Origin of the sequence: Novosphingobium flavum (assembly GCF_014230315.1) — a bacterium.
GTDB classification, from domain to species: Bacteria; Pseudomonadota; Alphaproteobacteria; order Sphingomonadales; family Sphingomonadaceae; genus Novosphingobium; species Novosphingobium flavum.
Window position 1 is genome coordinate 238,955 of the sequence record NZ_JACLAW010000001.1, and the last position, 23,837, is coordinate 262,791.

A 23,837-nucleotide genomic window follows, 5' to 3' on the forward strand; every position below is an offset into this window, starting at 1 on the left:
GTCAGTCCACCTTCGCGGCAAGGTTGGCAGAGGGGGCAGGGGCCGCTCGTTCGAGCGTCGCCACATCGCGGCCCGAGCGCAGCACCAGCACGCCGGGTACGCTGTCGAGCACGATCATGTCTTCGCGCACGGCATAGTTCACCGGCCCCTCGGCCCCTTGTCCATTGCGGGCGAGGATTGCCGGAACCGGTTTGCCCGGCGCCCAGCCAAGGTAAGTGGAACTGCCGTCGTCATAGACCCGGGCCGGGAGCAGCGCGGCCTTGCCCTTGGCCTTCCACGCGAAGTTGAGGCTGGCCGGATCGACCGGCGCCGCGCCCGCCGCAAGGCGCGCTTCCTCGGCGGTCAGGGCCGGGGCGGGCGCAGCAGCGGCCTGAACCGGCTTTTCGGGCTCGGGCGGATAGGTGAAGTGCAGCAAGTAGACCGCCCGGCCCTTGGGCACGGCGACGAGGTCGAAGAAGTATTGCCGCCGGTCAGTCACCACGGTCAGGTTCGTGCGGGCGCGCGGCGCCAGCGGCTTCACGAACAGCAGGGTCGCGCGCTTGTTCGGCGTCACCTGCCACAGCGCGGAATCGCCGATCGCCACATTCTCGATATGCTCGTCTTCGGCAAAGGCGATGGTCGCCTGAACCCCGGCGCGGCCCTCGAGGCGGACGACGGCCTCGGGATCGTAGAGCCGGTGTTCAAGCCTTGCGTCGGCCGCCAGCGCGGGCCCGGTTTGCAGGGCAGGAAGAGCCAGCAGGGCGAGAAGGGGTAACAGGCGCTTCACCGCAGGATCTCCGAAGGACTGGCCGGGCGCCGCCAGCGGCTTCCGATGCCCTGCGCGCGCAGGGCGGGCAGGGGCGGCGCGGTAAGCGGGGAGGGCGTGAAGGTGCTGCGCAATGGCGCCACGTGGGGCGCCGCGTGGGGCGCTGGGTGAGCGGTCGTCGTGATCAGCGCGGCGGTGGTCTCGCTGGTGCGGCCGGTCGCCGCGCCGCGCCGCATGGTGGTGCTGGCGGCCGGCAACGGGGCCGGGGCAGGGCCCTCGGTGGACCGTTCGGTGCGCTCGCCGAAATCCGGGGCCAGCCCGAACACCCGCCAGCCCGCAACCATGGTCCCCGCCGTGCGCAGGGCCAGCGCCATCAGCGCGCAGTGGACTGCCGCGACAAGGAACAGGGCAAAGGCGGGCCGCGCCTCGATCCCTTCCGGCCCGGCCAGGCGCTGGACCACCGGCACGGCCAGTTCGATCGTCAGCGCCCCGCCCAGCACCGCCAGCTGCGGCGTGACCGCAACCATGACCAGCGCGCGCAGCCAGCCCGCGCAAAGCCCGCGCGAGCCGCGAAACAGCGCCAGCACGATGAACACCGGCCCCAGCGCCAGCAGCACGGCCAGCACGATCCGCGCCGTCACCAGCAGCCCCACCGTGCCGAGCAGCAGCAGCACCGCCGCCATCCAGACGAGCCCGGACGGCGCGAAAGCAGCCGTGGCGGCGGGCGCGGCAAGCGGTGCGGTCCCGGCGGGCATCGACGCAGCGGCAGCGGCCTGCTGCTGCTGGGCCATGTCGGCCGCATCGGCGATGGCCTGGAACAGCAGGTCGATCCGCCCGGCGAAAAGCTGCGTGGCCTGCCCCTTGGTGCCGACCAGCAGGCTGGCGATCTGGTCCGGCGCGCCGACCACGAGGTTCCACAGCACGCCCTGATAGGCGATCCAGCTGGTGGCGAAGGTCAGGACCACGCCCAGCATCATCATGCGCCGGGTCAGCGCGGAAACGGAGAGCCGTGTACGCCCGGTAAGCAGCGCGAGGGCAAAGACCGCGATGTAAAGCGTCAGCAGGATCGTCAGTGCCGGAAGCAGCGCCCCCTGCGGCCCGAACAGCCGGGCAAAGGCGCTCGCCGTGGCCTCGCCGGCCATGCAGTCCACCGCCGAAAGGGCGGCGGCCACCCCGTCGGAGGCCGACTGGACGAGCGGATCGCAAGTGCTCATTCGGCTGCCTCGCTCCAGCGCGGAGCCTCGCCGCTCGCCCAATCCGCTCCGGTCAGCGCGGGCAGCCAGGCGCCCGGCGCGTCGCCATAGTCGGCGCGAAGGCCGTCCAGCCGCCGCACGGTCGCCTCGCGGCCCGAGAGCACGGCCAGCACTTCCGGCATTCCGGAAAGATCGAGCCGCACCACGACCGAGGCATCGGCCTGCTTGACGAGGAAGCAGCGGCTATGCGGCGGCAGGCTGCGCACGATCTGCAATTCATGTTCGGTCAGGCCGAAGCCGGTGCAATGGTCCTCGGCCCGCGCGCGCGGATTGGGCATGAACAGCATGGTCGCCGTCTGCTCGACCAGCGCGGTCGAAATCCGGCTGTCGAGCGCGTCGCGCGCCGACTGGGTGGCAAAGCCGACCAGGGCATTGCGCTTCCTCAGCGTCTTGAGCCAGTCCCTGATCCGCGCGGCGAAAACCGCGTCGTCCAGCGCCTTCCACCCCTCGTCGATCAGCAGCATGGTCGGCCGCCCGTCGAGCCGTTCCTCGATCCGGTGGAACAGGTACATCATCGTTGGCGTGCGCAGCCGGGGGCTGTCCAGCAGCGCGGTCATGTCGAAGCCAAGCGTGTCCGCCGAAAGGTCGAGCCGGTCCTCTCCATTGTCGAACAGCCAGCCATGCTCGCCACCTGCCAGCCACGGTGCGAGCCGCGCGGCAAGGTCTCCCGGTTGCGGGCGGCGATGCCCGGCGAGCAGTTCGCGGAAATGCGACAGGCGGCGCAGGCGCGGATCGTTGGCATAGGCCGCATCGACCGCCGCGGCGATCGTCGCCAGCTCCTCCGAACCCTGCGCTGCCAGCAGCACGCCGAGCCAGTCGCGCAGGAAGGCGCGGTTTTCCGGGTTGTCAGGCAATGCCAGGGGATTGAACCCCGTTTGCAGTCCCGTTGCAATGCGGTTGTAAATCCCGCCGATCGCGCGGACGAAGACCTCCGCCCCCCGGTCCTTGTCGAACAGCACCATGCGCGGGGCAAAGCGCTGGGCCTGCGCGGCAAGGAAGTTCATCGTCGCCGTCTTGCCCGAGCCGGAAGGCCCGATCACGGTGAAATTGCCCAGATCACCGGAATGGAAATTGAAGAAAAACGGCGTCGCGCTGGTCGTCTCCAGCACGGCCACGGCCTCGCCCCAGTGGTTGCCCTCGGCCTGCCCCAAGGCAAAGCCGTGGAGCGAGGCAAACCCCGCCATATTGGCCGAGGAAATCAGCGCGCGCCGCACGATCAGCGCCTCGTTTCCGGGCATCTGGCCCCAGAAGCCGGGCTCTAGGTTGATCTCCTCGCGCACGGCCACGGCGCCGGCATCACCCAGCGCGGCAGCCACGGCGGCGCTCGCCGGATCAAGCCGGTCCAGCCGCTCGCTACGCACCAGAACCGAGAGGTGATGATCGCCGAAGCCCACGGCGCCCAGCCCCAGCGCATCGCGCGCGGCATGAAGTTCGGCCCGCTCGGCCAGCGCATCCTCGTCGGCCGAGCGCAGGCGGCGCAGCGCCAGATCGATCCGCTCGCGCGCCACCTGCCGGTCAGCCGGGGCATAGGTTTCGGTCAGCACCAGTTCCACTGGCAGGCGCAGCAAGGCGTCGGTCAGGCCCGGGCCTGTGCTGTCCGGATAGTCCTTGAGACTGACCAGCGCGCCGAAGCTTGAACCGCCCGCGCCCTTCAGTTCCAGCGCATCCAGCCCGAAATTGATCCGGCGATAGGGCAGCATGTGGCCGATGTCGGTCTCGGGCGCGGGGCAGCGCACCGGCTTCATCTCGCCGTTGTAGAGCGCCGAGAGGAATTCCAGCACTTCCGAGCAAGGCCCGCTCGCGCCCTCGTATTCGCCCAGCAGCCGTGCGCCGTAAGGGCCCAGCGCGGCGGCCATGCCGGCGGCGGCGAGGCGCAGGGCGCGCAGGTCTTCCGGGGCGGCGCCATCCGGCTCGGAGCGGCGCGAAAGCCGGCGCGACAGGCGCTCGGCCCAGCCCGCCTTGCCCCGCGCCGGGCGGCGCACGAGGGTGACGAACTGGTCGTTGACGAACATCCGGCCCGAGGCGAGCTGTTCGCGCCAGCGCGCGTCGATCTGCGCGGCCACGGGATCGGTAAAGGCGGCGGAAAGCGACGGCTCGACCCGGCGGCGGATCACGTGGTGATAGAGCACGAAGCGCGCGTCGAGCGCCGAGCGCAGCAAAACCTCGCGGGTGGCGGCGTGGGCATCAAGTTCGGCGCTGTCTGCCGTCTCGAAGCCAAGACCGGGAACCAGCAGGGTCAGCATGACCGAACCGTCGCGCAGGAGGGCCACGTTCTCGCCCAGCAGCGCGCGATAGGGCAGGCGGTCCCCCGCCAGGGCCTCGCGCTGCTGCCAGGATCGGAACAGGGCCATGCGCGCCTCCTTGCCCGTCAGGCCGCGTAGGAATTGCAACCCCAGCGCCGCCAGTTGGGCACGCGGGGGCAGCGGCTGACTTTCGCCAGCCAGAGGTCGAACACGCGCGGCTCGCGCAGGCAGGCGAGATAGCCGGCAGCATGGATCGCAAGGGCGATCGGCAGGGCGAGGAACGAGCGGGTGATCAGGAAGACCTCGGTGGTCACCGCCGCGTTGATCACGAAGAAGGAGTAGGTCACCCCGCCGAACATCTGCGGCCGGGTCAGGGCCCGGTGGATGGGGTGGCGCAGGGCCGTCACTGGATCGCCGCCGCCTGCTGGATGCCAGAGACGATCGCGCTCGCCCCGAACAGGACGAAGCAGCCGATGATCACCGTCGCGCCCATCCGCCAGTTGAGCCGCCCGGTCAGCATCATGAAGCCGACCGCTGCCACGGCCATGACCGCCACCGCCGTGGCGACGTTGCCCATCAGCGTGCCTTGGAGCCATGCCAGCGCGGCCACGATCGGCCCCGAGCCCTGCGGATTGGCGGCAACGGCCTGGGCAAGAGCGGCCTGCGGAGCAGCGAGCAGGGCGAGGGGAAGGAGGCGGCGCATGATTGTCTTATCTCCGCACGGGGTCTGCGAGCCGGGCCATGATCGCGGCGACATAGCCCTGTGTTTCCGGAATTCTGGGGACGCCGCCGGCCTTGGCAACGCGGCCCGGCCCGGCGTTGTAGGCGGCCAGCGCCTTTTCGAGATCGCCGCCGAAAGCGTCGATCTGCTGGCGCAGGTAGTGGGCGCCGCCTTCGAGGTTGGCGGCCGGATCGCGCGGGTCGACACCGAGCTGACGCGCCGTGCCGGGCATCAGCTGGGCCAGCCCATGCGCGCCCTTGGGCGAGGTCGCGGCACTGTTCCAGCGGCTTTCCTGCCAGACCAGCGCCTCGAGCAGCGAAGGCGAGAGATCATAGCGCGCGGCGAGGGCGGCGACGTGGCCCTGCCACTGCGCCGGGGCAGGGTTGGGCGCGGCGATGGCGGCGGGCATGGAGGTTGCGGCGGGGTGGACGGGGCCGCCAGCCACCCAGCTGAATCCGGCATCGCCCACTTCCATCACGTCGGCCCGGGCGGGGACGGCCAGCGCGCAGGCCAGCGCAGCGCCTGCCGCGAAAGCTCCTGCTGTCCTGCCCCGTGCGCGCACGAAATCCCCCTCGCGTCGTGATGCGGCAGGGTAGGCGAGGGCGAAGGTCGGTCACCAGACCCGGTGCGACGAAAGCGGTGGAGGAATTGGCTTTTCCGCCGCGCGCCCACAGCCTTTTCCACAGGCGTGACGTATCGGCGGGCCGATGTCCCGAGCCGGCAAGGTCCGGGGGGCTCGTCGCCCCCCGGCGGCTCAGGACTCAGCCGCGCCAGCAGTTGGTCACGCGGCGGTGATGCACCCAGCGGGTCACGCAGCGGCGGTGATGTTCGACATGGGTGACGCGGTGGACGACCACCGTGCGGTGCACCACTTCGGCATTGGCGGCAGCTGGCAGGCCGGCGCCGAGCGAGAGGCCGGCTGCTGCGAGAACGAGAAGCTTTTTCATGGATAGCCCTTTCAAGCTGGGAAAGGGCGCGCCGTCAGGTCACTTCCGACACGCCCTGCGACCGGGAAAACCCCGGGGTCGCGCAAAGGGTTGCCAGATGGCCAATTTTTAATGTTCGGAACGTCTGAGGTCCGGACGGGCGATCAGGCCGCCAGCTTCAGCTCCAGCCGGTCCCAGATCTCGACGAGCGCGGCGGTAAGGTCGCGCATCATCTCTTCCGTGTGGCTCGGCCCGGGGGTGAAGCGCAGCCGCTCGGTCCCGCGCGGAACGGTCGGGAAATTGATCGGCTGGACGTAGACGCCGTACTCGGCAAGCAGGATATCGCTGATCCGCTTGGCCTTGACCGGATCGCCCACCATGAGCGGCACGATGTGGGTGACGGTGTCCATCACCGGCAGGCCGGCATCGGCGAAGAGCTTCTTGAGCAAGGCCGCGGCGGCCTGCTGGCCATCACGCTCGGCGCTCGACTGCTTGAGATGGCGGACCGAAGCGAGCACGCCCGCGACCAGCACCGGGCTGAGCGAGGTGGTGAAGATGAAGCCCGGGGCATAGGAGCGGATCACGTCGATGATCTTGGCATCGGCCGCGATATAGCCGCCCATGACGCCAAAGGCCTTGCCCAGCGTGCCTTCGATGATGGTGATGCGCTTGGCCGCATCCTCGCGCTCGGAAACGCCGCCGCCGCGCGCGCCGTACATGCCAACCGCGTGGACCTCGTCGATATAGGTCAGCGCGTTGTACTTGTCGGCAAGGTCACAGATGGCGTGGATCGGCGCGATGTCGCCATCCATCGAATAGACCGATTCGAAGGCGATCAGCTTGGGCAGCTCGGGATCGGTTTCGGCCAGCAGTTGCTCGAGGTGCTCGACGTCGTTGTGACGGAACACCTTCTTCTCGGCGCCCGAATTGCGGATCCCCGCGATCATCGAGGCGTGGTTGAGCTCATCGGAAAAGATCACGCACCCCGGCAGGATCTTGGCGAGCGTGGACAGCGTGGCGTCGTTCGAGACGTAGCCCGAGGTGAACAGCAGGGCCGATTCCTTGCCGTGCAGGTCGGCCAGCTCTTCTTCCAGCTGGATATGATAGTGGGTGTTGCCGCCGATATTGCGGGTGCCGCCGGAACCCGCGCCGACATTGTGCAGCGCCTCTTCCATCGCGGCGATCACCTTGGGGTGCTGACCCATCGCGAGATAGTCGTTCGAGCACCACACCGTGATCGGCTTCGGGCCGTTGTGCCCGGCGAAGCAGCGTGCGTTGGGATAGGCACCCTTGTTGCGCAGGATGTCGATGAATACCCGGTAGCGCCCTTCGGAGTGGAGGCGCTCGATCGCGGAATCGAAAATCTGATCGTAGTTCACGACGTCGACTAGTCCTGCAATGCCACCCGATCCCACAGGCGGCGACGGCTCGGGCACATAACCTATCGACGCGCGGCTTTCCAGAAGCTTTATGACGTGCCCGCCGCAGCTTCGCCCTTGGCAATTGGTCCAATGTGGCTTTCGGGGTCATTTATCCAGTCGATGTCGTGGGCCGGCAGGATGATCAGGCCCGGCGCACTGCGCCTCAGCGCCCGCAGGGTGACCAGCCAGCGCATCTGCGCGGTGCGCATCGCGCGGTCCGCCCCATAGTCGAGCAGGTTGGAGCGCAGCCGCAGTTCGCGGTAGCTGGTGGCATAGGGGGCCACGTCTCCGGGCAGCAGGTATTCGCGGCCGCTGGCAAGGCGCACGAAGATCATCTGCGAGCCGGGGGTGGGCGTGCCGGTCGGGATGACCACGACCCCCGGCGCGACCGCCTGGGGGGCCTTGCCGGCGATCGCCGGGCGCAGGACGAGGGTCGGCGGCCAGCCCGCGCCGGCAGAGCTTGGCGCGCCGGGGACCTGGGCCGGGTTCAGCCGGGCCCGGCTCAGCGCCATGGCCGAGGCAGGACGGCGGGCAAGGGCGGCGAGCCCGCCGAGGTGCTGGGGGCGCTCGTTGGTGGCGAGGATCAGGCTGGCGCCGACCAATTCCCGATCGAGCGCTGCCTGGATATCTGCCGAGAAGGCTTCCCCGTCCATGGCCTGGGCAAGGGTGGGGGTGGTTCCGCTGTCGATCAGGATGGGCCCGCGGCCCGGTACGTCGAGGCGCCAGGCAAGGACGCCGAACTGGCGCCGCTTCATGCCGCTGCCCGCGGCATAGAGATTGCCGGGCAGCCGGCGCCAGGCCGTGTAATAGACCGTCAGCCCGGTCGGCCGCGCTCCGTGCATCTCGTCCGACAGGTTGCGCAACGCCTGGATGGTCAGCGGATAGCGCGGCACATCGCGGGCCGGATTGGCCAGGACCAGCCAGTAATAGGGTAGCCCGACCAGCACCGCGAGAGCCAGCAGCAAGGCATTCAGCCGGTGAGTCATGCCGCTCGCATTTGCTTCCCCCGCAGCGCCCCCGCGCTCAGAATATTCCGACCCGGCCGAGCCCGTAGGCAGCCAGGGCCGGTTGCAACTGGTCTATCTCATCACCCGCGCGGGTAAACAGCGCAAGATCCGTCTGGTTGCGGGCGAAGTCCTGCCCCCCGGTGAGGAACTCCACCCGCCTCGCGATCCCCGGCGCGCCGTGGACGAAGCTCACGCCCGGCCCGAAGGCCCCGGCGAGCTCTGCCTCGACCAGCGGAAAATGCGTGCAGGCCAGGACCACCGTGTCGATCTCCTCGCCGCCGGGCTGGCCGGTTAGCCCTTCGGCCGCCCTTCGATAGACTGCCGGATCGACCGCATGGCCGCGCAGCTTGGCCTCGGCCGCCCCGACCAGTTCGCCCGCGCCGAAACGCAGCAGGCGCTTGCCGGCGGCGAACTCGGCCTCGAGCCGATCGACGTAGCCCTGGCGGATCGTGGCGGCGGTGCCGAGCAGGCCGATCGTGCCCGACCGGGTCAACCCGGCGGCGGGCTTTATCGCCGGGACCGTGCCGACGATCGGCACTTCCAGCACTTCGCGCACTGCGGCCAGCGCGATGGTCGATGCCGTGTTGCAGGCGATGCAGACCAGGCGCGGGCGGAACCGTTCGGTCATCCGTCCCAGCAGGCCCGAGACGCGGGCCGCGATCTGGGCCTCGGTCTTTTCGCCATAGGGCAGGCCGGCATTGTCCGCCGCGTAGATGATCGGGGCCTCGGGCAGCAGCTTCCTGACCTCAGACAGGACCGAAAGCCCGCCGACGCCCGAATCGAACAGCAGGATCGGCGCTGCCGGGTTGGCCGATAGCGCGGAGTGGGGGGCGGCAAGAGTGCCGGTGGCGGCGCCGGGTTGGACCATATCGGTGGCATACCTATTTTTTCTCTGCGCGAAAGCAATGACCGTGCTTAAAGAGCCGGCGCGAACAGGCACGAAGACAGGGGATAATTCCATGAACGCCGCCATGCTGGTCCAGTCGCTGGTCGCCGGCTACCTGCTCGGTTCGATCCCTTTCGGCCTGCTGCTTACTCGCCTGACGGGGGCGGGAGACCTGCGTTCGATCGGCTCGGGCAATATCGGGGCGACCAACGTGCTGCGCACCGGGCGCAAGGGGCTGGCCGCGGCCACCCTGCTGCTCGATCTCGCCAAGGGGGCGCTTGCTGTCTGGCTGGCGCGCGAATTCATCGGCGGGTTCGAGGCGGCAGCGGCCTTCGGCGCCGTGATCGGCCATTGCTTCCCGGTCTGGCTGCGCTTCAAGGGCGGCAAGGGCGTGGCCACCCTGATGGGCGTAGCGCTTGGCCTCGCCTGGCCGATCGGCCTCGTCTACGCGGTGGTCTGGCTGGGCATGCTGGCGCTCACCCGCGTGTCCTCGCTCGGCGGGATGAGCGCGGCCGTCGCCGCGCCGCTCGCCGCGCTGGCCACGGGCCATGCGGGCTATGCTCCGGTCCTTGCCGCGCTCGCAGTGTTGGTCCTGTGGCTGCACCGCGCCAATATCGCCCGCCTGCGCGCCGGGACCGAACCGAAAGTGGGCAGCAAGAAGTGAGCGGCGAGGTATGAGCGATCCAGTGGCGGCTGCCGCCGCTCTGTCGCAGGACGAGGCTTTCGCCCGGATCCGCCTGCTGCGCTCGCCCAACGTCGGCCCGGTCACCTATGCCGCGCTGCTGCGCCGCTTCGGCACGGCGGCGGCGGCGGTGGAGGCCCTGCCAAGCCTTTCCGCGCGCGGCGGGGCGCCTTACCGGCCCGCGCCGGAAAAGCGGATAGAGGCAGAAATCGCCGCCGTGAAGCGTGCCGGAGCGCGCTACCTGTTCCACGATTCGCCGGACTATCCGCGCCTCCTTGCCGAAACCGACGGGGCCCCGCCGATCCTTGCCCTGCGCGGAGACGCGGCCCTGTTCCACCGTCCCGCCGTCGCCGTGGTCGGCGCGCGCAATGCCTCGGCCGGGGCCGTCAAGCTCGCGCGCTCCTTCGCGGCGGCGCTGGCCGAGGCGGGCTATGCCGTGGTCTCGGGTCTCGCTCGCGGGGTGGACGGCGCGGCCCATGCTGGGGCGCTGGCCGGGGCCGGTCAGGGCGGCGGCACGATCGCCGTCATCGCCAGCGGGATCGACATTGCCTATCCGCCCGAACATGCCGGCCTGCAGGAACAGGTTGCCGCCTCGGGCCTCCTCATCGCCGAACAGCCGGCGGGGACCGAGCCGCTCGCCCGCCACTTCCCCTCGCGCAACCGGATTATCGCCGGGCTCTCTGCCGGGACCCTGGTGGTCGAGGCCGCGCCGCGGTCCGGTTCGCTGATCACGGCGCGGTTGGCGGGTGAAATGGGGCGCGAGGTCATGGCCATCCCCGGCTCCCCGCTCGATAGTCGGGCCCACGGCTGCAACCAGCTGATCCGCGACGGGGCGATCCTCGTCCAGAAGGCCGAGGAGGTGATCGAGCTGCTCGAAGGCTTTACCTGCCAGCCCCGCAGCACATTCCGCGAGGCCGATGTCGGCGCTGATTTCACACCCGATGTCGAAGCCGAACCGGCCGACGTTGCGGCTCTGCTCTCCACCGCGCCGGTCAGCGTGGATGAACTGGTGCGCCAGTCCGGCGCCGGCGCGGCCTCGGTGCAACTGGCGCTGATCGAGCTGGAACTCGCCGGGCGCCTGCTCCGCCATGCGGGGGGCAGGGTCAGCCTCGCGGCTTGACGCAACCGGCAACCGCCGCCCACCATCGCGCACGTACACACGTAAGGAAGCCGCGTTCAGCCCATGCAACTGGTCATCGTAGAATCGCCCGCCAAGGCCAAGACCATCGAGAAGTATCTCGGCAAGGGCTACAAGGTCCTCGCGTCCTACGGCCACATCCGCGACCTGCCGGCCAAGGACGGCTCCGTCCGGCCGGACGAGGACTTCGCGATGGACTGGGAGCTCTATGGCGACAAGCAGAGCCGGGTCCGCGAGATTTCCGACGCCGCCAAGCTGGCAGACCGTCTGATCCTGGCCACTGACCCTGATCGCGAGGGTGAGGCTATCTCGTGGCATGTCAAGGAGTTGCTGACCAAACGTCGCGTACTTCCGAAGGAGGTTGAGCGGGTTACCTTCAACGCCATCACCAAGGACACGATCCTGGCGGCGATGAAACAGCCGCGCGAGCTCGACCAGGACCTGATCGACGCCTACCTCGCGCGCCGCGCGCTCGATTACCTGTTCGGATTCACCCTCTCGCCGGTGCTGTGGCGCAAGCTGCCCGGCGCCAAGAGCGCGGGCCGCGTCCAGTCGGTGGCGCTGCGCCTGATTGTCGAGCGTGAGCGCGAGATCGAGGTCTTCCGCGCCCAGGAATACTGGTCGGTCGTCGCCACGATGGAACAGGGTGGAACCGAATTTTCGGTGCGTCTCGTCCGTTTCGAGGGCGAGAAGCTGGATCGCCTTTCGCTTGGTGACGAGGGCATTGCCCTGCGCGCCAAGGCGCTGGTCGAGGGCGCGGTGTTTCGGGTGGAAGAGGTCGAGACCAAGCCGACCCGGCGCAATCCCTATCCCCCGTTCACCACCTCCACCCTGCAGCAGGAAGCGGCGCGCAAGCTCGGTTTCTCGGCCAGCCACACGATGCGGGTCGCCCAGACGCTCTACGAGGCCGGCGCGATAACCTACATGCGAACCGATGGCGTGCAGATGGACCCGAGCGCCATCTCGGCGGCGAGGCTTGCGATCTCGGACCGCTATTCGGGGCACTATCTTCCGGAAAAACCAAGGCATTATGAGACCAAGGCCAAGAATGCTCAAGAAGCGCACGAAGCGATCCGGCCGACCGATTTCGGCAAGGACCGCCACGGTTCGGGCGACGAGGCACGGCTTTACGACCTGATCTACAAGCGCGCCATGGCCAGCCAGATGGCCTCGGCCAATATCGAGCGCACGACCGTCACCCTGCGCGACGGGACCGGCAAGCACGAACTGCGCGCCACCGGACAGGTCATCAAGTTCCCCGGCTTCCTCGCGGTCTACGAGGAAGGCCGCGACCAGAAGCAGGAGGGCGAGGACGACGAGAGCGGCCTGCTGCCCGCGATGAACAAGGGCGATTGCCCGGCCAAGAAGGGGGTGGACGCCGCCCAGCACTTCACCCAGCCGCCGCCGCGCTATTCCGAGGCCTCGCTGGTCAAGCGGCTTGAGGAACTTGGCATCGGCCGTCCCTCGACCTATGCCGCGACCTTGCAGGTTCTCAAGGACCGCAATTACGTCAGGACCGAGAAAAACCGTTTTTTTGCAGAGGAATCGGGCCGACTTCTCACAGCATTTCTCGAGCGGTTCTTCGACCGTTACGTGGCTTACGAGTTCACTGCCGGGATGGAGGAGGAGCTTGACGACGTTTCGGGCGGCCGGGCCGCATGGAAGGAAGTGCTCGCCGAGTTCTGGCGCGACTTCAAGCCCAAGTCCGATGAAGTCATGGAGCGCAAGCCCTCGGAAGTGACCGAGGCGCTGGACGAGTTCCTCTCCGACTACCTGTTCCCGCCCCAGGCTGACGGCGCCGATCCGCGCGTCTGCCCCAAGTGCGGGGAAGGGCGCCTGTCGCTTCGCGGCGGCCGCTTCGGGGCTTTCGTGGCCTGCTCGAACTATCCGGAGTGCAAGTACACCCGCAAGTTCGCCCAGCCCGGCGGCTCGGCCGAGGGCGGCGAGGACGGCGCGCTCGGCAAGGATCCGGTCTCGGGCCTCGAAGTCGTGCGCCGGGCCGGACGGTTCGGCCCCTATATCCAGCTGGGTGACGGCAAGGAGGCCAAGCGCGCCTCGATCCCCAAGGACATTCCCGAGCTCGATCTCGAATGGGCGCTCAAGCTGCTGGCGCTCCCGCGCGAGATCGGGGCTCACCCCGAGACGGGCAATCCGATCACCGCCTCGATCGGCCGCTACGGGCCCTACCTTGCCCATGACGGCAAGTACGCCAAGCTGCGCTCCACCGCCGAGGTGTTCGAGACCGGCATGAACGCCGCCGTCGCCAAGTTGGCCGATGCCGCCAATGGCGCGGGCCGCGGGGCGCGGGCCGGGGCCGAGCCGCTCAAGGTTTTCGGCGCCCATCCCACCTCGGGCGGGGAGATCAAGCTGATGGCCGGGCGCTACGGCCCATACGTGACCGACGGGACTACCAATGCCACGCTGCCACGTGACAAGCAGCCCGAGAGCCTGACCGTCGAAGAAGCGATCACCCTGATCGACGAGCGCGCGGCCAAGGGGCCGGCCAAGGGCAAGCGCAAGGCTCCGGCGAAAAAGGCCGCGCCCAAGAAGGACGGGGCCAAGAAGCCTGCCGCCAAGAAGCCTGCCGCCAAGAAGGCTCCGGCCAAGAAGAAGGCGCCTGCGGAATGAGCGAGAAGCTTGCGCGCCATCGCCAGCCATGGAAGCCGGAAGAGCTGCAGAAGCTTCGCGCCCTCGCGGGCAAGGGCAAAGGGCTCAAGGAAATCGCCAAGGGCCTCAACCGCACCGAGGAATCGACCAAGGACGCCGCGCGCGAGCATGGCATCGTGATCGCCAAGCTGCGCTAGGGATGGCCGGGGCGCCGGGCGGCTGGACCGGGCCTGAGGCCTCTGTTAGCACCGAAGCGGGTCTGAAGGGATAATAGACACAACAATGGCAATCGATTCAGCACAGGCCATCCCGGCCTGGCCGGAACGCCGGCATCCAGCGCTCCTGTTGCTGGCCTTCCTGCTCCTGACGCTGCTTCGCCTGCCGCAGGTCGTGCTTCACGGCCGCTTCTATGCCGAGGAAGCGACCAACTTCTTCGCCTATGCCTGGCACATGCCCTGGCGCGAGGCGTTGTTCCATTCGTTCGGCGGCTATCTGAACATCGTTGCCTCGGGTTCCACGCTGGTAGCGGCGCGGCTGGTGCAGGGGGGGCTGCTGCCGCTCGAATCGGCGCCCTATGTCACGATTCTGACCGCCCTGTTCTTCCAGGCTTGCCCGGCCATGCTGATCATCGCCAGCCGCGAGCCGTGGCTGGCGCCGCGCTGGACCAAGCCGCTGGCCCTGTTCCTGCTGGCCACCGTTCCGGCAACCGAGGAGGTCTGGCTCCACAGTCTGCACAGCCAGTTTCACCTCACCGTCTGCGCAGTGCTGGTCATGGTCTTCACGGTGCCCGAAGGATTCAGGGCTCGCCTCGTGCGGCTCGCACTGCTGTTCGTCGCGCCGTTGACCGGCCCCAGCGCGATCATGCTTCTGCCGGTCCTGGGCGCCAAGGCCTGGGCCGAACGCAGCGGGGCTCGCGCGGTGCAGGCAGCCGCCCTGGCGGCAGGCTCGGCGATCCAGCTGCTGATCTTCTACGAGCCGACCTCGGTGCGCAATTTCCGCCTCGATCCGGTGGAGCTCTTCGCCAATTTCGCGGTGCGCCACGTGGCTTCGCCGTTGGGCTCTCCGGCCGCGGGCTATGCCCTGGCGGACTGGATGCAGCCGCCGGTTGCGCGGTTCACCTCGCTGGCGATTGCGGTGGTGCTCATTGCAGCGGTCTTCGGCCCGCTCACGTTCAAGGCGCTGCAGAAGTGGCGCGAAGCCCCGGCCTGGCTGCTGGCCACCGGGGCGATGATCGCCGGCGCGAGCTTTCTTGGTGCGCTGTCCAAGCCCCTGGCGCTCCTCCAGCCTTTTGCCGGCCAACGCTATACCTTCGTGCCGCAGGTGCTGTTCGACCTCGCGATCATCGCCCTCGCTGCGACGAGCAGCGGGCGCTGGCACAAGTTTGGCCGCATCCTGCTGGGCCTGTTGATCTTCGCCTCGGTTGTCACCTGGCCGTTCAAGACCCGTTCGATCGTGCGCGGGCCGGACTGGGCCCAGCAGGTTGCGGCATGGCGCAAGGACCCCGCCTATCGGCCGATGGCCTGGCCCGCGCGGTGGGCTGCGGACCTGTCGGCCGCTCCGCCGTCCTGCGCGGCCAATGCGGCCGGCGAAGGGCCAAGCTGGTGTGATGCTGCCTGGCTGGATCGGCAGAAGGTCGAGATCGGCGGGGAAAAGCAGCGCAGCGCATCCTACGTCGCCTCCGGCCCGCAGCTTGGCAAGGCCGAGGGGCTGTGTCGCCCCGGCGAACCGGGCCCGGCGCTGTTGGTCGACGTCGCGGGGCTGAAGGACCACGTGGGCAACGTCAAGCTCGAGGTCTATCCCGCCAACGACGACGACTTTCTTGATGACGACGATGCCCTGGTGGCAGAGCACAAGGTGTTTCGCCGGGTAGAGCAGCCCTTGCCGGCCAGCGGCCCCGCCACGGTCTGCGTGCGCATTCCGGGGCCGGGGGCCTATTCGCTGGTGGTTCTCCATGACCGCAACGGCGATCACAAGTTCAACTTCACCAGCGAAGGCATCGGCTTTGCCGGCAATCCCCGGATCGGCCTTGGCCTGCCGAGCGCGAGCGAGGCGGCGGTGGTGGTCACCGGCAGCGGCCTTTCACGCACCGCCGTGGTGATGAACTATCGCACCGGCTTCCTGAAGTTCTCGCCGCTGGCGAGGCGCTGAGCGGCGGCCTGCGCCGCCGCCCGCGCGCTTCAGCGCACCCAGTCCAGCCCGATCTCTTCGTAGATCTCGCGGCTTTCGGCCCAGTTCTCTTCCACCCGAACGTGGAGGAAAAGATGGATCTTGGTTTCGAGCAGTTCGGACAGCTCCTTGCGGGCCGCTTCGCCGATGGCCTTGAGCTTGGAGCCGCGCTTGCCCAGCACGATGGCCTTCTGGCTGTCGCGCGCGATCACGATCTGCTGGTGGATCTCGATCGATCCGTCCTTACGGTGCTGGTAGCTTTCGGGCCGCACCGCGCTGTCATAAGGCAGTTCGTCGTGAAGCTGGCGGTAGAGCTGTTCGCGGGTGATTTCGGCGGCGAGCAGGCGTTCCGAGGCGTCGGACACCTGGTCTTCCGGGTAGTGCCAGGCCCCTTCGGGCATGGCCTTGGCAAGGTCCGCCTTGAGCTGGGCGATGCCGTCTCCGGTCAGGGCCGAGACAAAATAGACCTCGTCGAAGTCCACCCGCCCGGCCAGTTCCTGGGCGAGGGCGAGCAGCGGCTCCTTCACGCACTGGTCGACCTTGTTGAGCACCAGCAGCTTGCGTTCGCGCCGGTTCTTCAGGCCTTCGAGGATGTGCTCGATCTGGTCGAGCTTCTTCTTGCGGGCATCGACCACGAGCAGGACCGCGTCGGCCTCGACCGCGCCTTCCCAGGCCGCGCTGACCATGGCCCGGTCGAGCCGGCGGCGCGGCTCGAAGATGCCGGGCGTATCGGCGAGGATGATCTGGGTGCGGAATTCTTCCGAATCCTCCAGCGCGATGCCCATCAGGCGGGCGCGGGTCGTCTGGGCCTTGGCCGAGACGATCGCGACCTTCTGGCCGACGAGCGCGTTGACGAGGGTCGACTTGCCGGCATTGGGCGCGCCGAGCACCGCGACGAGGCCGCAGCGGGTGGGGAGTGTGTTTTCAGTGGTCATGTCGTGTGGCCCGTTCATCCGAACCGCCGCAGGAACTCGGCCGCGGCAAGGGTTTCGGCTTCCTGCTTGCTCGATCCGGTCGCCTCGACCTCGCCAACGCCCTTGATCGCCACCGCAACGGTGAACTGGGCGGCATGGTCGGGCCCGGTGCGTTCGAGCACCTTGTATTCGGGCAGCTTGCGGCGATTGCCGGCAGCCCATTCCTGCAGGGCCGACTTGGGATGCTTCTGCTGGCCGACCCGCCCCTCGACCGCATCGGTCCAGAGCCGGCGGACGAGGCCGCGAGTCAGCTCGAACCCGCGGGTGAGGAAGCTGGCCCCGAGCAGGGCCTCCATCACGTCGCCAAGGATATTGTCGCTGTCGGCCCCGCCATCGTCGCGCGCCTGCTTGCCGAGGCGGATGTGGGCGGACAGGCCGACCGCGCGGGCCACGGCGGCATTGGTGTCGCGGCTGACCAGCGCATTGAGGCGCTGCGAGAGCTTGCCCTCGTTGCCAGTGCCGCGCTCGAACAGCCAGTCGGCGATGACCAGCCCGAGCACGCGGTCGCCAAGGAATTCGAGCCGCTCGTAATTGCGCGGCTCGCCGGTGCTGCCATGGGTCAGGGCCTCGAGCCACAGGGCCGGCTCGCGCGGGGGCTCGCCCAGCAGCTTGCCGAGAAATGCCGCGGTTTCGGGAGACAGGGTCACGCTCAGAACGTGCCCCCGATCCGGCTCCAGCGGGTCGCGGTCAGCCAGGTCCACGGTTTGACCCATGACGACGAGCCATCGGTTGAGAACATCATCACGCTCGCCTTGCCGACGAGGTTGGCCTGGGGAACGATCCCGATCCCGCCGCCCGGCGTCGCCGGAAAGCGGCTGTCCATCGAGTTGTCGCGGTTGTCGCCCATCATGAACATCGCGCCTTCGGGCACGAGGATCGGCGGGGTATCGTCCTGAGGCGTCTGGCCAAGGTCGAGCACGAAGTAGGAGCGGCCGCCCGGCAGCGTTTCGCGGAAGCGCGGATAGCGGCAGACGCGGCTTCCGTCGGCCTTCGTGGCCTCGAACACCGGCATGTAGCAATGGGTGTTGGTCGTGACCGCGATCTCCGCGTCGCTCACCCGCACCTTGGGCACGGCCTGGCCGTTGAGGTGAAGCACGCCGCCGATCATCTGCACCTGGTCGCCCGGCAGGCCGATCACGCGCTTGATATAGTCGGTATCGTTGAGCGGCGGGGCCTTGAAGATCACCACGTCGCCGCGTTCGGGCTGGCTGGCGAGGATCCGGCCCGGGATCAGCGGCACCGACATCGGCAGCGAATAGCGCGAATAGCCGTAGGACCACTTCGCGGCGAGCAGGTAGTCCCCGTTCTCGAGCCGGGGCAACATGGATTCGCTGGGAATGTTGAACGGCGCGAAGACGAAGCTGCGGAAGGCCAGGACCAGGACGACCAGCTTGGCGAGGAAGACGAAGAAGTTCTCCTCCTTCTTGGCGGGCTTTTCGGCCGCCGGGGAGGAGACGGCCTCGGCTCCCGGCGTGACAGGAGCTTCGGTGGAAGTTTCGTTCATCTGGTATCCGTCCGGGAAGCTGTTGAGGTGCCCCGCGGTTCCGGCAATAGCCGGGCGGGGCGCCCGTGGAAAGGGCCTCGCGCTGGAGCGCGCCGCGCCGCGAATACGTCTGCTTGCAGGCTCGCCCATCCGCGCGGCCTTGCTCGCGGGCGCCAGATCGGCCAGCGAAGGACAATTGCCCGGCCGGTGGATTCGCGCGCCCGGTGCCTTTGCCTTGGAGTTCCCGTGATGACCGACGCCGCTCACGCCGCCCTCGAAACGCTCCGCGCCCTGCCGCGTCCGAGCCTGGCCGAGCTGTTCGCCGCCGGTGACCGGCTGGGCGCCTTCGCCACTTCGCTCGACCTGCCGGACGGCAAGATCCTGTTCGACTGGTCGAAGACTCACCTCGATGCCGCCCATGTCGAGGGCTTCCTCGCCCTGGCCGAGGCGCGCGGCTTTGCCGAGCGGCGCCGGGCCCTGTTCGCGGGCGAAGTCGTCAACGTCACCGAAGGCCGCGCGGCCGAGCACACGGCCCAGCGCGGCGTGGGGAGCGAAGAGGCGGTCGAACTGGCCGCGACGTTCCACGAGCGGATGCACATGCTGGTCGAGGCGATCCACCTAGGCGCTCTGGGCGAAGTGCGTCACCTCATCCACATCGGCATCGGCGGTTCGGCACTCGGCCCGGCCCTTGCGATCGATGCCCTGACCCGCGACGGGGCGATGGTCGACGTCCACGTTGTTTCCAACATCGACGGCGTGGCGCTGGAAGCCGCCTTCGCCGCCTGTGATCCGGCGACCACGATGATCGCCGTGGCTTCCAAGACCTTCACCACGATCGAGACCATGACCAATGCCCATTCGGCCCTGGCCTGGCTCAGCGAGAACGGGGTGACCGACCCTTATGGCCGGGTCGTCGCGCTCACCGCCGCGCCGGACAAGGCGGTGGAATGGGGGGTGGACGAGACCCGCATCCTGCCCTTTTCGGAAAGCGTCGGCGGGCGCTACTCGCTGTGGTCCTCGATCGGCTTCCCGGTGGCGATCGCGGTTGGCTGGGATGAATTCGCTGCCATGCTCGAAGGCGCCGCGGCGATCGACCGCCATTTCCGCGACACGGACGGGATCGCCAACCTGCCGCTGCGCGCCGCCTTTGCCGACCAGCTGTACTCTGCGCTGCGCGGCTGCCAGACCCGCGCGGTCTTCGCCTATGACGAACGCCTCGCACTGCTGCCCGACTATCTCCAGCAGCTCGAGATGGAATCGAACGGCAAGCGCGTCACCGCCGAAGGCGCGCCGGTGGACGGGCCGACCTCGCCGATCACCTGGGGCGGCGTGGGCACCGACGCCCAGCACGCGGTGTTCCAGCTGCTTCACCAGGGCACGGTGATCGTGCCGGTGGACTTCATCGCCGCGATCCAGCCGGGCGATACGCTCGATCCGGCACACCACCGCATCCTGCTCTCCAACTGCTTCGCGCAAGGGGCGGCGCTGATGGCCGGGCAGGGCAACGACGATCCGGCCCGCGCCTATCCGGGCGACCGGCCCTCGGCCACGATCCTTTGCGACGAACTGGGCGCCGCCACGCTCGGCGCGCTGATCGCCTTCCACGAGCATCGCACTTTCGCCAATGCGGTCCTGCTCGGGATCAATCCGTTCGACCAGTTCGGGGTCGAGCTGGGCAAGGCCATCGCCAAGCAGATCGAGCAGGGGAACGCCCGCTTCGATCCTTCGACCGAGGCCTTGCTGGCTGCTGCCGGGATCTCCTGATCAGGGCATTTCCTGAGGCGGATGGGGAACAATCTAAACGGTTTGGCAACCTTACTCTGGGATTAAGCAGCCTTCGGAGGGAAACCGAAACGACGCCTGTTCCATCTGCAGGCTAGGTTTTTCGGTCTTTCCGCGATTCTGGGGGTTCCCATGCTTGGCTCGATCTTGCGCGCATTGTTGAAGGACACCTCGGCCAATGCCCTGGTGGTCTCCGCCTTTGCCATGATGTCGATGATTGGCGGGGCGGGACTGGCCACCGATACGGTGCAGTGGACCCTGTGGAAGCGCCAGCTTCAGCGGATGGCCGATTCGGCCGCGCTGTCGGGCGCCTATGCCTTGGCTGCAGGTTCTGCCGGGCCGGCGGCGGCAACCACCGAACTCGGCCGCTATTCCTACATCACTAACACAGTCACCTACAACGCCATGCCGACCACCGGCACTTATGCCAACAATGCCATGGCTCTGCGGGTCGCGCTTTCCACCTCGCGTGCGCTGCCGTTCTCCAGCCTGTTCATGTCGTCCACGCCGACGATCACGGCCGAGGCCACCGGGGCGGCGGTCGGGTTCGGGCAATATTGCGTGATCTCGCTGGAAACGACGACGGCCACCGGCGTCAGCTTCGGCGGTAACACCACCGCCACGCTTGGCTGCGGAGTGGCCACCAATTCGCAGGGCACTACTGCGGTCTACGCCGGCGGTAGCTCTCAGGTGACCGCCTCGCCTATTTCGGCAGTCGGCAATGTGCCCGCATCGAGCAATTACCAGACCGGCACCACGCTGATTTCCTATTCGATCGCCCAGGCCGATCCCTATGCCAGCCTCCCGATGATGTCGGTCCCCAACGGCTGCAACCAGGCGCTCTCGATCGGTTCCAATAAGACCAAGTCGGTCAATACCAGCGGTAACCCGGCAACCCAGTGCTACACCAGCATGGATATCCAGGGCACGGCCAACATGGACCCGGGCATCTACATCATCAACGGGGGCTCCTTCAACATCGGCGCCCAGGCCGAGGTGAACTGCTCCGGCTGCGTCTTCCTGCTGACGACAGATGGCGCGGCGAGCACGGTCGCCACGGCCGATATCAACGGCGGCGCCAAGTTGAACATCACCGCGCCGACCAGCGGCACCTACAAGGGGATCCTGTTCTACCAGGACCGTAACGCCGTGGCCGGCACGACCAACAAGATCAACGGCAATTCCAGCTCGGTCCTCGATGGGGCGATCTATTTCCCCAAGCAGTACGTGACGTTCAACGGCACTACGGGAATGGACACCAAGTGCATCCAGATCGTGGCGCGGCAGGTCACCTTCACCGGCAACAGCACGATCCAGAACAATTGCACCAACTCCGGATCGCAGTCGATCACTGGCACCCAGGTCCGGCTGGTCGACTGAGATGAGCCGCTCGATCGCACCCCGTCGCCCCGCCTGCCCAAGGCTCGCTGACTTGTGGCGAGACCAGTGCGGGTCCAGCGTGATCGAGATGAGCTTCATCTTGCCGGTTCTGGTCATGCTCGCCTGCGTGGCCGCGGACCTCGGGATGGCCTTCCTCCAGCAGATCAAGATCCAGCAGGCGGCGGCGCGGACGATGGAAATGGCCTTGGCCTACAAATCGTCGACGACCTCCCTGAGCACGACGATCATCCATGACGAGGCCGCCACGGCCTATGGCTATCCCACCACCAACAACACCAATGTCGTGGCGGATATGTGGCTCGAATGCGGTGGCACCCGGCAGAGCACCTATTCCGGAACCTGCGCTACCGGCTCGCCGGCGCGCTATGCCTCGATCACCATCACCGACACCTATACCTGGCTGTTCGGCACCATTTTCACGTCCCGGCTCAGGGTGGGCAACCCGAATGCGTCGGCGGTTACGTCGGTCGCCCTCAAGGGCTTTGCCGAAGTGAGGGTCCAATGATCGTTCCGCTTCGCCGCCGACTGGCCGCACTGTGGCGCGACGAGGCCGGAAGCCCCGCCGTGGAATTCGCGCTCACCTTCCCCGCGCTGGGTGTGGTGATCTTCGGAGTGATCCAGCTCGGCATGGCGATTCAGGCCTATGCCGGTGTGCGTAACGCGGTCGAGGTGGGCGCGCGCTATGCCAGCGTCTTTACCGGTCAGGCCAACACGGCAACCTGCGGCACGGGCTCGACCCTGACCAGGAGCGGCTATCCCACCAACGACCAGATCAAGAGCAAGGTCACCGCGAGCGTGTTCGGGGTCAATACGGCCCTGCTTACCACGCCCACCGTGACCCTCGGCAACAACAACGGCGCCTGCTACGTCGACGTTTCGCTCAGCTACACGATCTCGATGAGCTTGGTGTTCGTCTCCACGCCGGGCTACACCATGTCCTACACCCGGCGGGTCTACCAGCAGTAGGCAGCCGCTCGGGCCGTTTCCGACTGGCAAAACGCGCCCCCCCTTGCCATATCGCGCTCCGCAACAAGGAGCGGCAGATGGCTGAATACGACTACGACCTCTTCGTCATCGGTGCCGGGTCGGGCGGGGTCCGGGCGAGCCGCATCGCCGCCTCGCACGGCGCGCGCGTGGCCGTGGCGGAAGAGTTCCGGGTCGGCGGCACCTGCGTGATCCGCGGCTGCGTGCCCAAGAAGCTGCTGGTCTACGGATCGCACTTCGCCGAGGAACTGCAGGACGCGGCCCATTATGGCTGGTCGGTAGAGGGCATGAGCTTCGACTGGGCGCGGCTGCGCGATACCGTCCTGCGCGATGTCGATCGGCTCAACGGGCTCTACGAACAGACGCTGAGCAACAACAAGGTCGAACGCTTCCTCGAACGGGCGGAGATTACCGGGCCGAACGCGGTCCGCCTCGCCTCGGGGCGGGAGATCAGCGCGAAATACATCCTCGTCGCGGTCGGCGCCTGGCCGGTCCTGCCCGAGTTCGAAGGCGTGGAGCACTGCATCACTTCGAATGAGGTGTTCCATCTGCCCGAACTGCCGCGCCGCGTGGTGATCCAGGGCGCGGGCTATATCGCGCTCGAATTCGCCGGGATCTTCAACGCGCTCGGCAGCCAGGTCACCGTCGTCAACCGCAGCGACCAGATCCTCCGCGGCTATGACGAATCGCTGCGCGACCGCCTGCTCCAGATCACCATGGCGCGCGGGATCGAGTACAAGTTCCAGTGCCCGATCCGGAAGGTGGAGAAGCAGGAGGACGGTTCGCTGATGGTCACGGCCGGTAACCGCGATCCTTTCCCGGCCGATGCCGTGCTGGTCGCCACCGGCCGCCGCCCCAAGACCGACGGGCTCGGGCTGGAGAGTGCCGGGGTCCAGCTCGGCGAAAAGGGCGAGATCCCGGTCGACGAATACAGCCGCACCTCCTGCCCGAGCATCTATGCCGTGGGCGACGTGACCGACCGGGTCCAGCTCACCCCGGTGGCGATCCGCGAAGGCCATGCCTTTGCCGACACCGTGTTCGGCGGCAAGCCGCGCACGGTGGACTATTCGTGCATTCCCAGCGCGGTATTCTCGCAGCCTCCGCTCGCCGGGGTCGGCCTGACCGAGGGGCAGGCGCGCAATGCCTATGGCAATATCAAGGTCTACACCTCGGACTTCCGGCCGATGAAGAACGTCTTCGCCGACCGGATGGAGCGCGGGCTCTACAAGCTGGTGGTCGATGCCAACAGCGACAGGGTTCTGGGCGTCCACCTCATCGGCCCGGATGCCCCGGAAATCCTCCAGGCCGCCGCGATCGCGGTCAAGGCCGGGCTGACCAAGGCCCAGTTCGACGATACCGTGGCGATCCACCCCTCAATGGCCGAGGAACTCGTGCTGATGCGCTGATCCGGGTCTGCC

General features: G+C 67.9%; 23 protein-coding genes. 10 read left to right on the forward strand and 13 right to left on the reverse strand.

Annotated features, from left to right (window positions below; translation table 11 throughout):
- Position 1 precedes the first annotated feature (1 nt).
- The 10 genes from H7F51_RS01025 to murI all read right to left on the reverse strand — a co-directional run bounded on the left by H7F51_RS01025 (position 2) and on the right by murI (position 9,184).
- Positions 2-766: a TrbG/VirB9 family P-type conjugative transfer protein gene (locus H7F51_RS01025; protein WP_343061156.1), complete on the reverse strand. Its 765-nt coding sequence runs from the start codon at positions 764-766 to the stop codon at positions 2-4.
- Positions 763-1,959, reverse strand: coding sequence for a TrbL/VirB6 family protein (locus H7F51_RS01030; protein WP_185662343.1), 1,197 nt, complete (start codon positions 1,957-1,959; stop codon positions 763-765). Before H7F51_RS01030 ends, H7F51_RS01025 begins: the two co-directional genes overlap by 4 nt.
- Positions 1,956-4,349: a VirB4 family type IV secretion/conjugal transfer ATPase gene (locus H7F51_RS01035; RefSeq protein WP_185662344.1), complete on the reverse strand. Its 2,394-nt coding sequence runs from the start codon at positions 4,347-4,349 to the stop codon at positions 1,956-1,958. Before H7F51_RS01035 ends, H7F51_RS01030 begins: the two co-directional genes overlap by 4 nt.
- Before the next feature lie 17 nt (positions 4,350-4,366).
- Complete coding sequence (locus H7F51_RS01040) at positions 4,367-4,648, reverse strand: VirB3 family type IV secretion system protein (RefSeq protein WP_185662345.1); 282 nt, start codon at positions 4,646-4,648, stop codon at positions 4,367-4,369.
- Positions 4,645-4,944 carry a TrbC/VirB2 family protein gene (locus tag H7F51_RS01045; protein ID WP_185662346.1) on the reverse strand — a complete coding sequence of 100 codons (300 nt, stop codon included), beginning with the start codon at positions 4,942-4,944 and terminating at the stop codon, positions 4,645-4,647. Before H7F51_RS01045 ends, H7F51_RS01040 begins: the two co-directional genes overlap by 4 nt.
- A 7-nt stretch (positions 4,945-4,951) precedes the next feature.
- On the reverse strand, positions 4,952-5,524 hold the full coding sequence (locus H7F51_RS01050; RefSeq protein ID WP_425490984.1) for a lytic transglycosylase domain-containing protein: 573 nt from the start codon (positions 5,522-5,524) through the stop codon (positions 4,952-4,954).
- Between the two features lie 199 nt (positions 5,525-5,723).
- On the reverse strand, positions 5,724-5,909 hold the full coding sequence (locus tag H7F51_RS01055; RefSeq protein WP_185662347.1) for a hypothetical protein: 186 nt from the start codon (positions 5,907-5,909) through the stop codon (positions 5,724-5,726).
- A gap of 143 nt (positions 5,910-6,052) precedes the next feature.
- The gene (gene hemA, locus H7F51_RS01060) at positions 6,053-7,267 is read right to left on the reverse strand and encodes a 5-aminolevulinate synthase (RefSeq protein WP_185662348.1); all 1,215 of its coding nucleotides are present in this window, start codon (positions 7,265-7,267) and stop codon (positions 6,053-6,055) included.
- An 89-nt stretch (positions 7,268-7,356) separates the two neighbouring features.
- Positions 7,357-8,295, reverse strand: a complete 939-nt coding sequence (locus H7F51_RS01065) for an MBL fold metallo-hydrolase (RefSeq protein ID WP_185662349.1) — start codon at positions 8,293-8,295, stop codon at positions 7,357-7,359.
- 37 nt (positions 8,296-8,332) lie between these two features.
- The gene (gene murI, locus H7F51_RS01070; RefSeq protein ID WP_185662350.1) at positions 8,333-9,184 is read right to left on the reverse strand and encodes a glutamate racemase; all 852 of its coding nucleotides are present in this window, start codon (positions 9,182-9,184) and stop codon (positions 8,333-8,335) included.
- Between the two features lie 91 nt (positions 9,185-9,275).
- Here murI and plsY point away from each other — a divergent pair, with 91 nt between their 5' ends.
- The 5 genes from plsY (at position 9,276) to H7F51_RS18845 (ending at position 15,777) form a co-directional block, all read left to right on the forward strand.
- Positions 9,276-9,866, forward strand: coding sequence for a glycerol-3-phosphate 1-O-acyltransferase PlsY (gene plsY, locus H7F51_RS01075; protein ID WP_246447571.1), 591 nt, complete (start codon positions 9,276-9,278; stop codon positions 9,864-9,866).
- Between the two features lie 10 nt (positions 9,867-9,876).
- Positions 9,877-11,004, forward strand: a complete 1,128-nt coding sequence (dprA, locus tag H7F51_RS01080; RefSeq protein ID WP_185662351.1) for a DNA-processing protein DprA — start codon at positions 9,877-9,879, stop codon at positions 11,002-11,004.
- A 63-nt stretch (positions 11,005-11,067) separates the two neighbouring features.
- A complete protein-coding gene (gene topA, locus H7F51_RS01085; protein WP_185662352.1) occupies positions 11,068-13,650 on the forward strand; it encodes a type I DNA topoisomerase in 2,583 nt (860 codons plus the stop codon).
- Positions 13,647-13,826 (forward strand): hypothetical protein, encoded by a 180-nt coding sequence (locus H7F51_RS01090; protein ID WP_185662353.1) that lies wholly within the window; start codon positions 13,647-13,649, stop codon positions 13,824-13,826. Before topA ends, H7F51_RS01090 begins: the two co-directional genes overlap by 4 nt.
- An 85-nt stretch (positions 13,827-13,911) precedes the next feature.
- Positions 13,912-15,777 (forward strand): DUF2141 domain-containing protein, encoded by a 1,866-nt coding sequence (locus H7F51_RS18845; RefSeq protein ID WP_343061158.1) that lies wholly within the window; start codon positions 13,912-13,914, stop codon positions 15,775-15,777.
- Between the two features lie 29 nt (positions 15,778-15,806).
- On the opposite strand, the gene era is transcribed toward H7F51_RS18845, so the two are convergent.
- The 3 genes from era to lepB are packed head-to-tail and all read right to left on the reverse strand — an operon-like array spanning position 15,807 to position 18,273.
- Positions 15,807-16,730: a GTPase Era gene (era, locus tag H7F51_RS01100; protein ID WP_185662354.1), complete on the reverse strand. Its 924-nt coding sequence runs from the start codon at positions 16,728-16,730 to the stop codon at positions 15,807-15,809.
- 14 nt (positions 16,731-16,744) lie between these two features.
- Entirely contained in the window at positions 16,745-17,464 is a 720-nt protein-coding gene (rnc, locus tag H7F51_RS01105) for a ribonuclease III (RefSeq protein ID WP_425490990.1), read from the reverse strand.
- Entirely contained in the window at positions 17,419-18,273 is an 855-nt protein-coding gene (lepB, locus tag H7F51_RS01110) for a signal peptidase I (protein WP_185662356.1), read from the reverse strand. Before lepB ends, rnc begins: the two co-directional genes overlap by 46 nt.
- A 228-nt stretch (positions 18,274-18,501) precedes the next feature.
- Here lepB and pgi point away from each other — a divergent pair, with 228 nt between their 5' ends.
- From pgi to gor, 5 genes are all read left to right on the forward strand, one after another.
- The gene (gene pgi, locus H7F51_RS01115) at positions 18,502-20,016 is read left to right on the forward strand and encodes a glucose-6-phosphate isomerase (RefSeq protein WP_185662357.1); all 1,515 of its coding nucleotides are present in this window, start codon (positions 18,502-18,504) and stop codon (positions 20,014-20,016) included.
- A gap of 150 nt (positions 20,017-20,166) precedes the next feature.
- Positions 20,167-21,414 carry a Tad domain-containing protein gene (locus H7F51_RS01120; protein ID WP_185662358.1) on the forward strand — a complete coding sequence of 416 codons (1,248 nt, stop codon included), beginning with the start codon at positions 20,167-20,169 and terminating at the stop codon, positions 21,412-21,414.
- Between the two features lie 52 nt (positions 21,415-21,466).
- Positions 21,467-21,940, forward strand: coding sequence for a TadE/TadG family type IV pilus assembly protein (locus tag H7F51_RS01125; RefSeq protein ID WP_185662359.1), 474 nt, complete (start codon positions 21,467-21,469; stop codon positions 21,938-21,940).
- Positions 21,937-22,401 (forward strand): TadE/TadG family type IV pilus assembly protein, encoded by a 465-nt coding sequence (locus H7F51_RS01130; RefSeq protein WP_185662360.1) that lies wholly within the window; start codon positions 21,937-21,939, stop codon positions 22,399-22,401. The genes H7F51_RS01125 and H7F51_RS01130 overlap by 4 nt, the downstream gene beginning before the upstream one ends.
- A 77-nt stretch (positions 22,402-22,478) precedes the next feature.
- On the forward strand, positions 22,479-23,825 hold the full coding sequence (gene gor, locus H7F51_RS01135; protein WP_185662361.1) for a glutathione-disulfide reductase: 1,347 nt from the start codon (positions 22,479-22,481) through the stop codon (positions 23,823-23,825).
- Positions 23,826-23,837 lie beyond the last annotated feature (12 nt).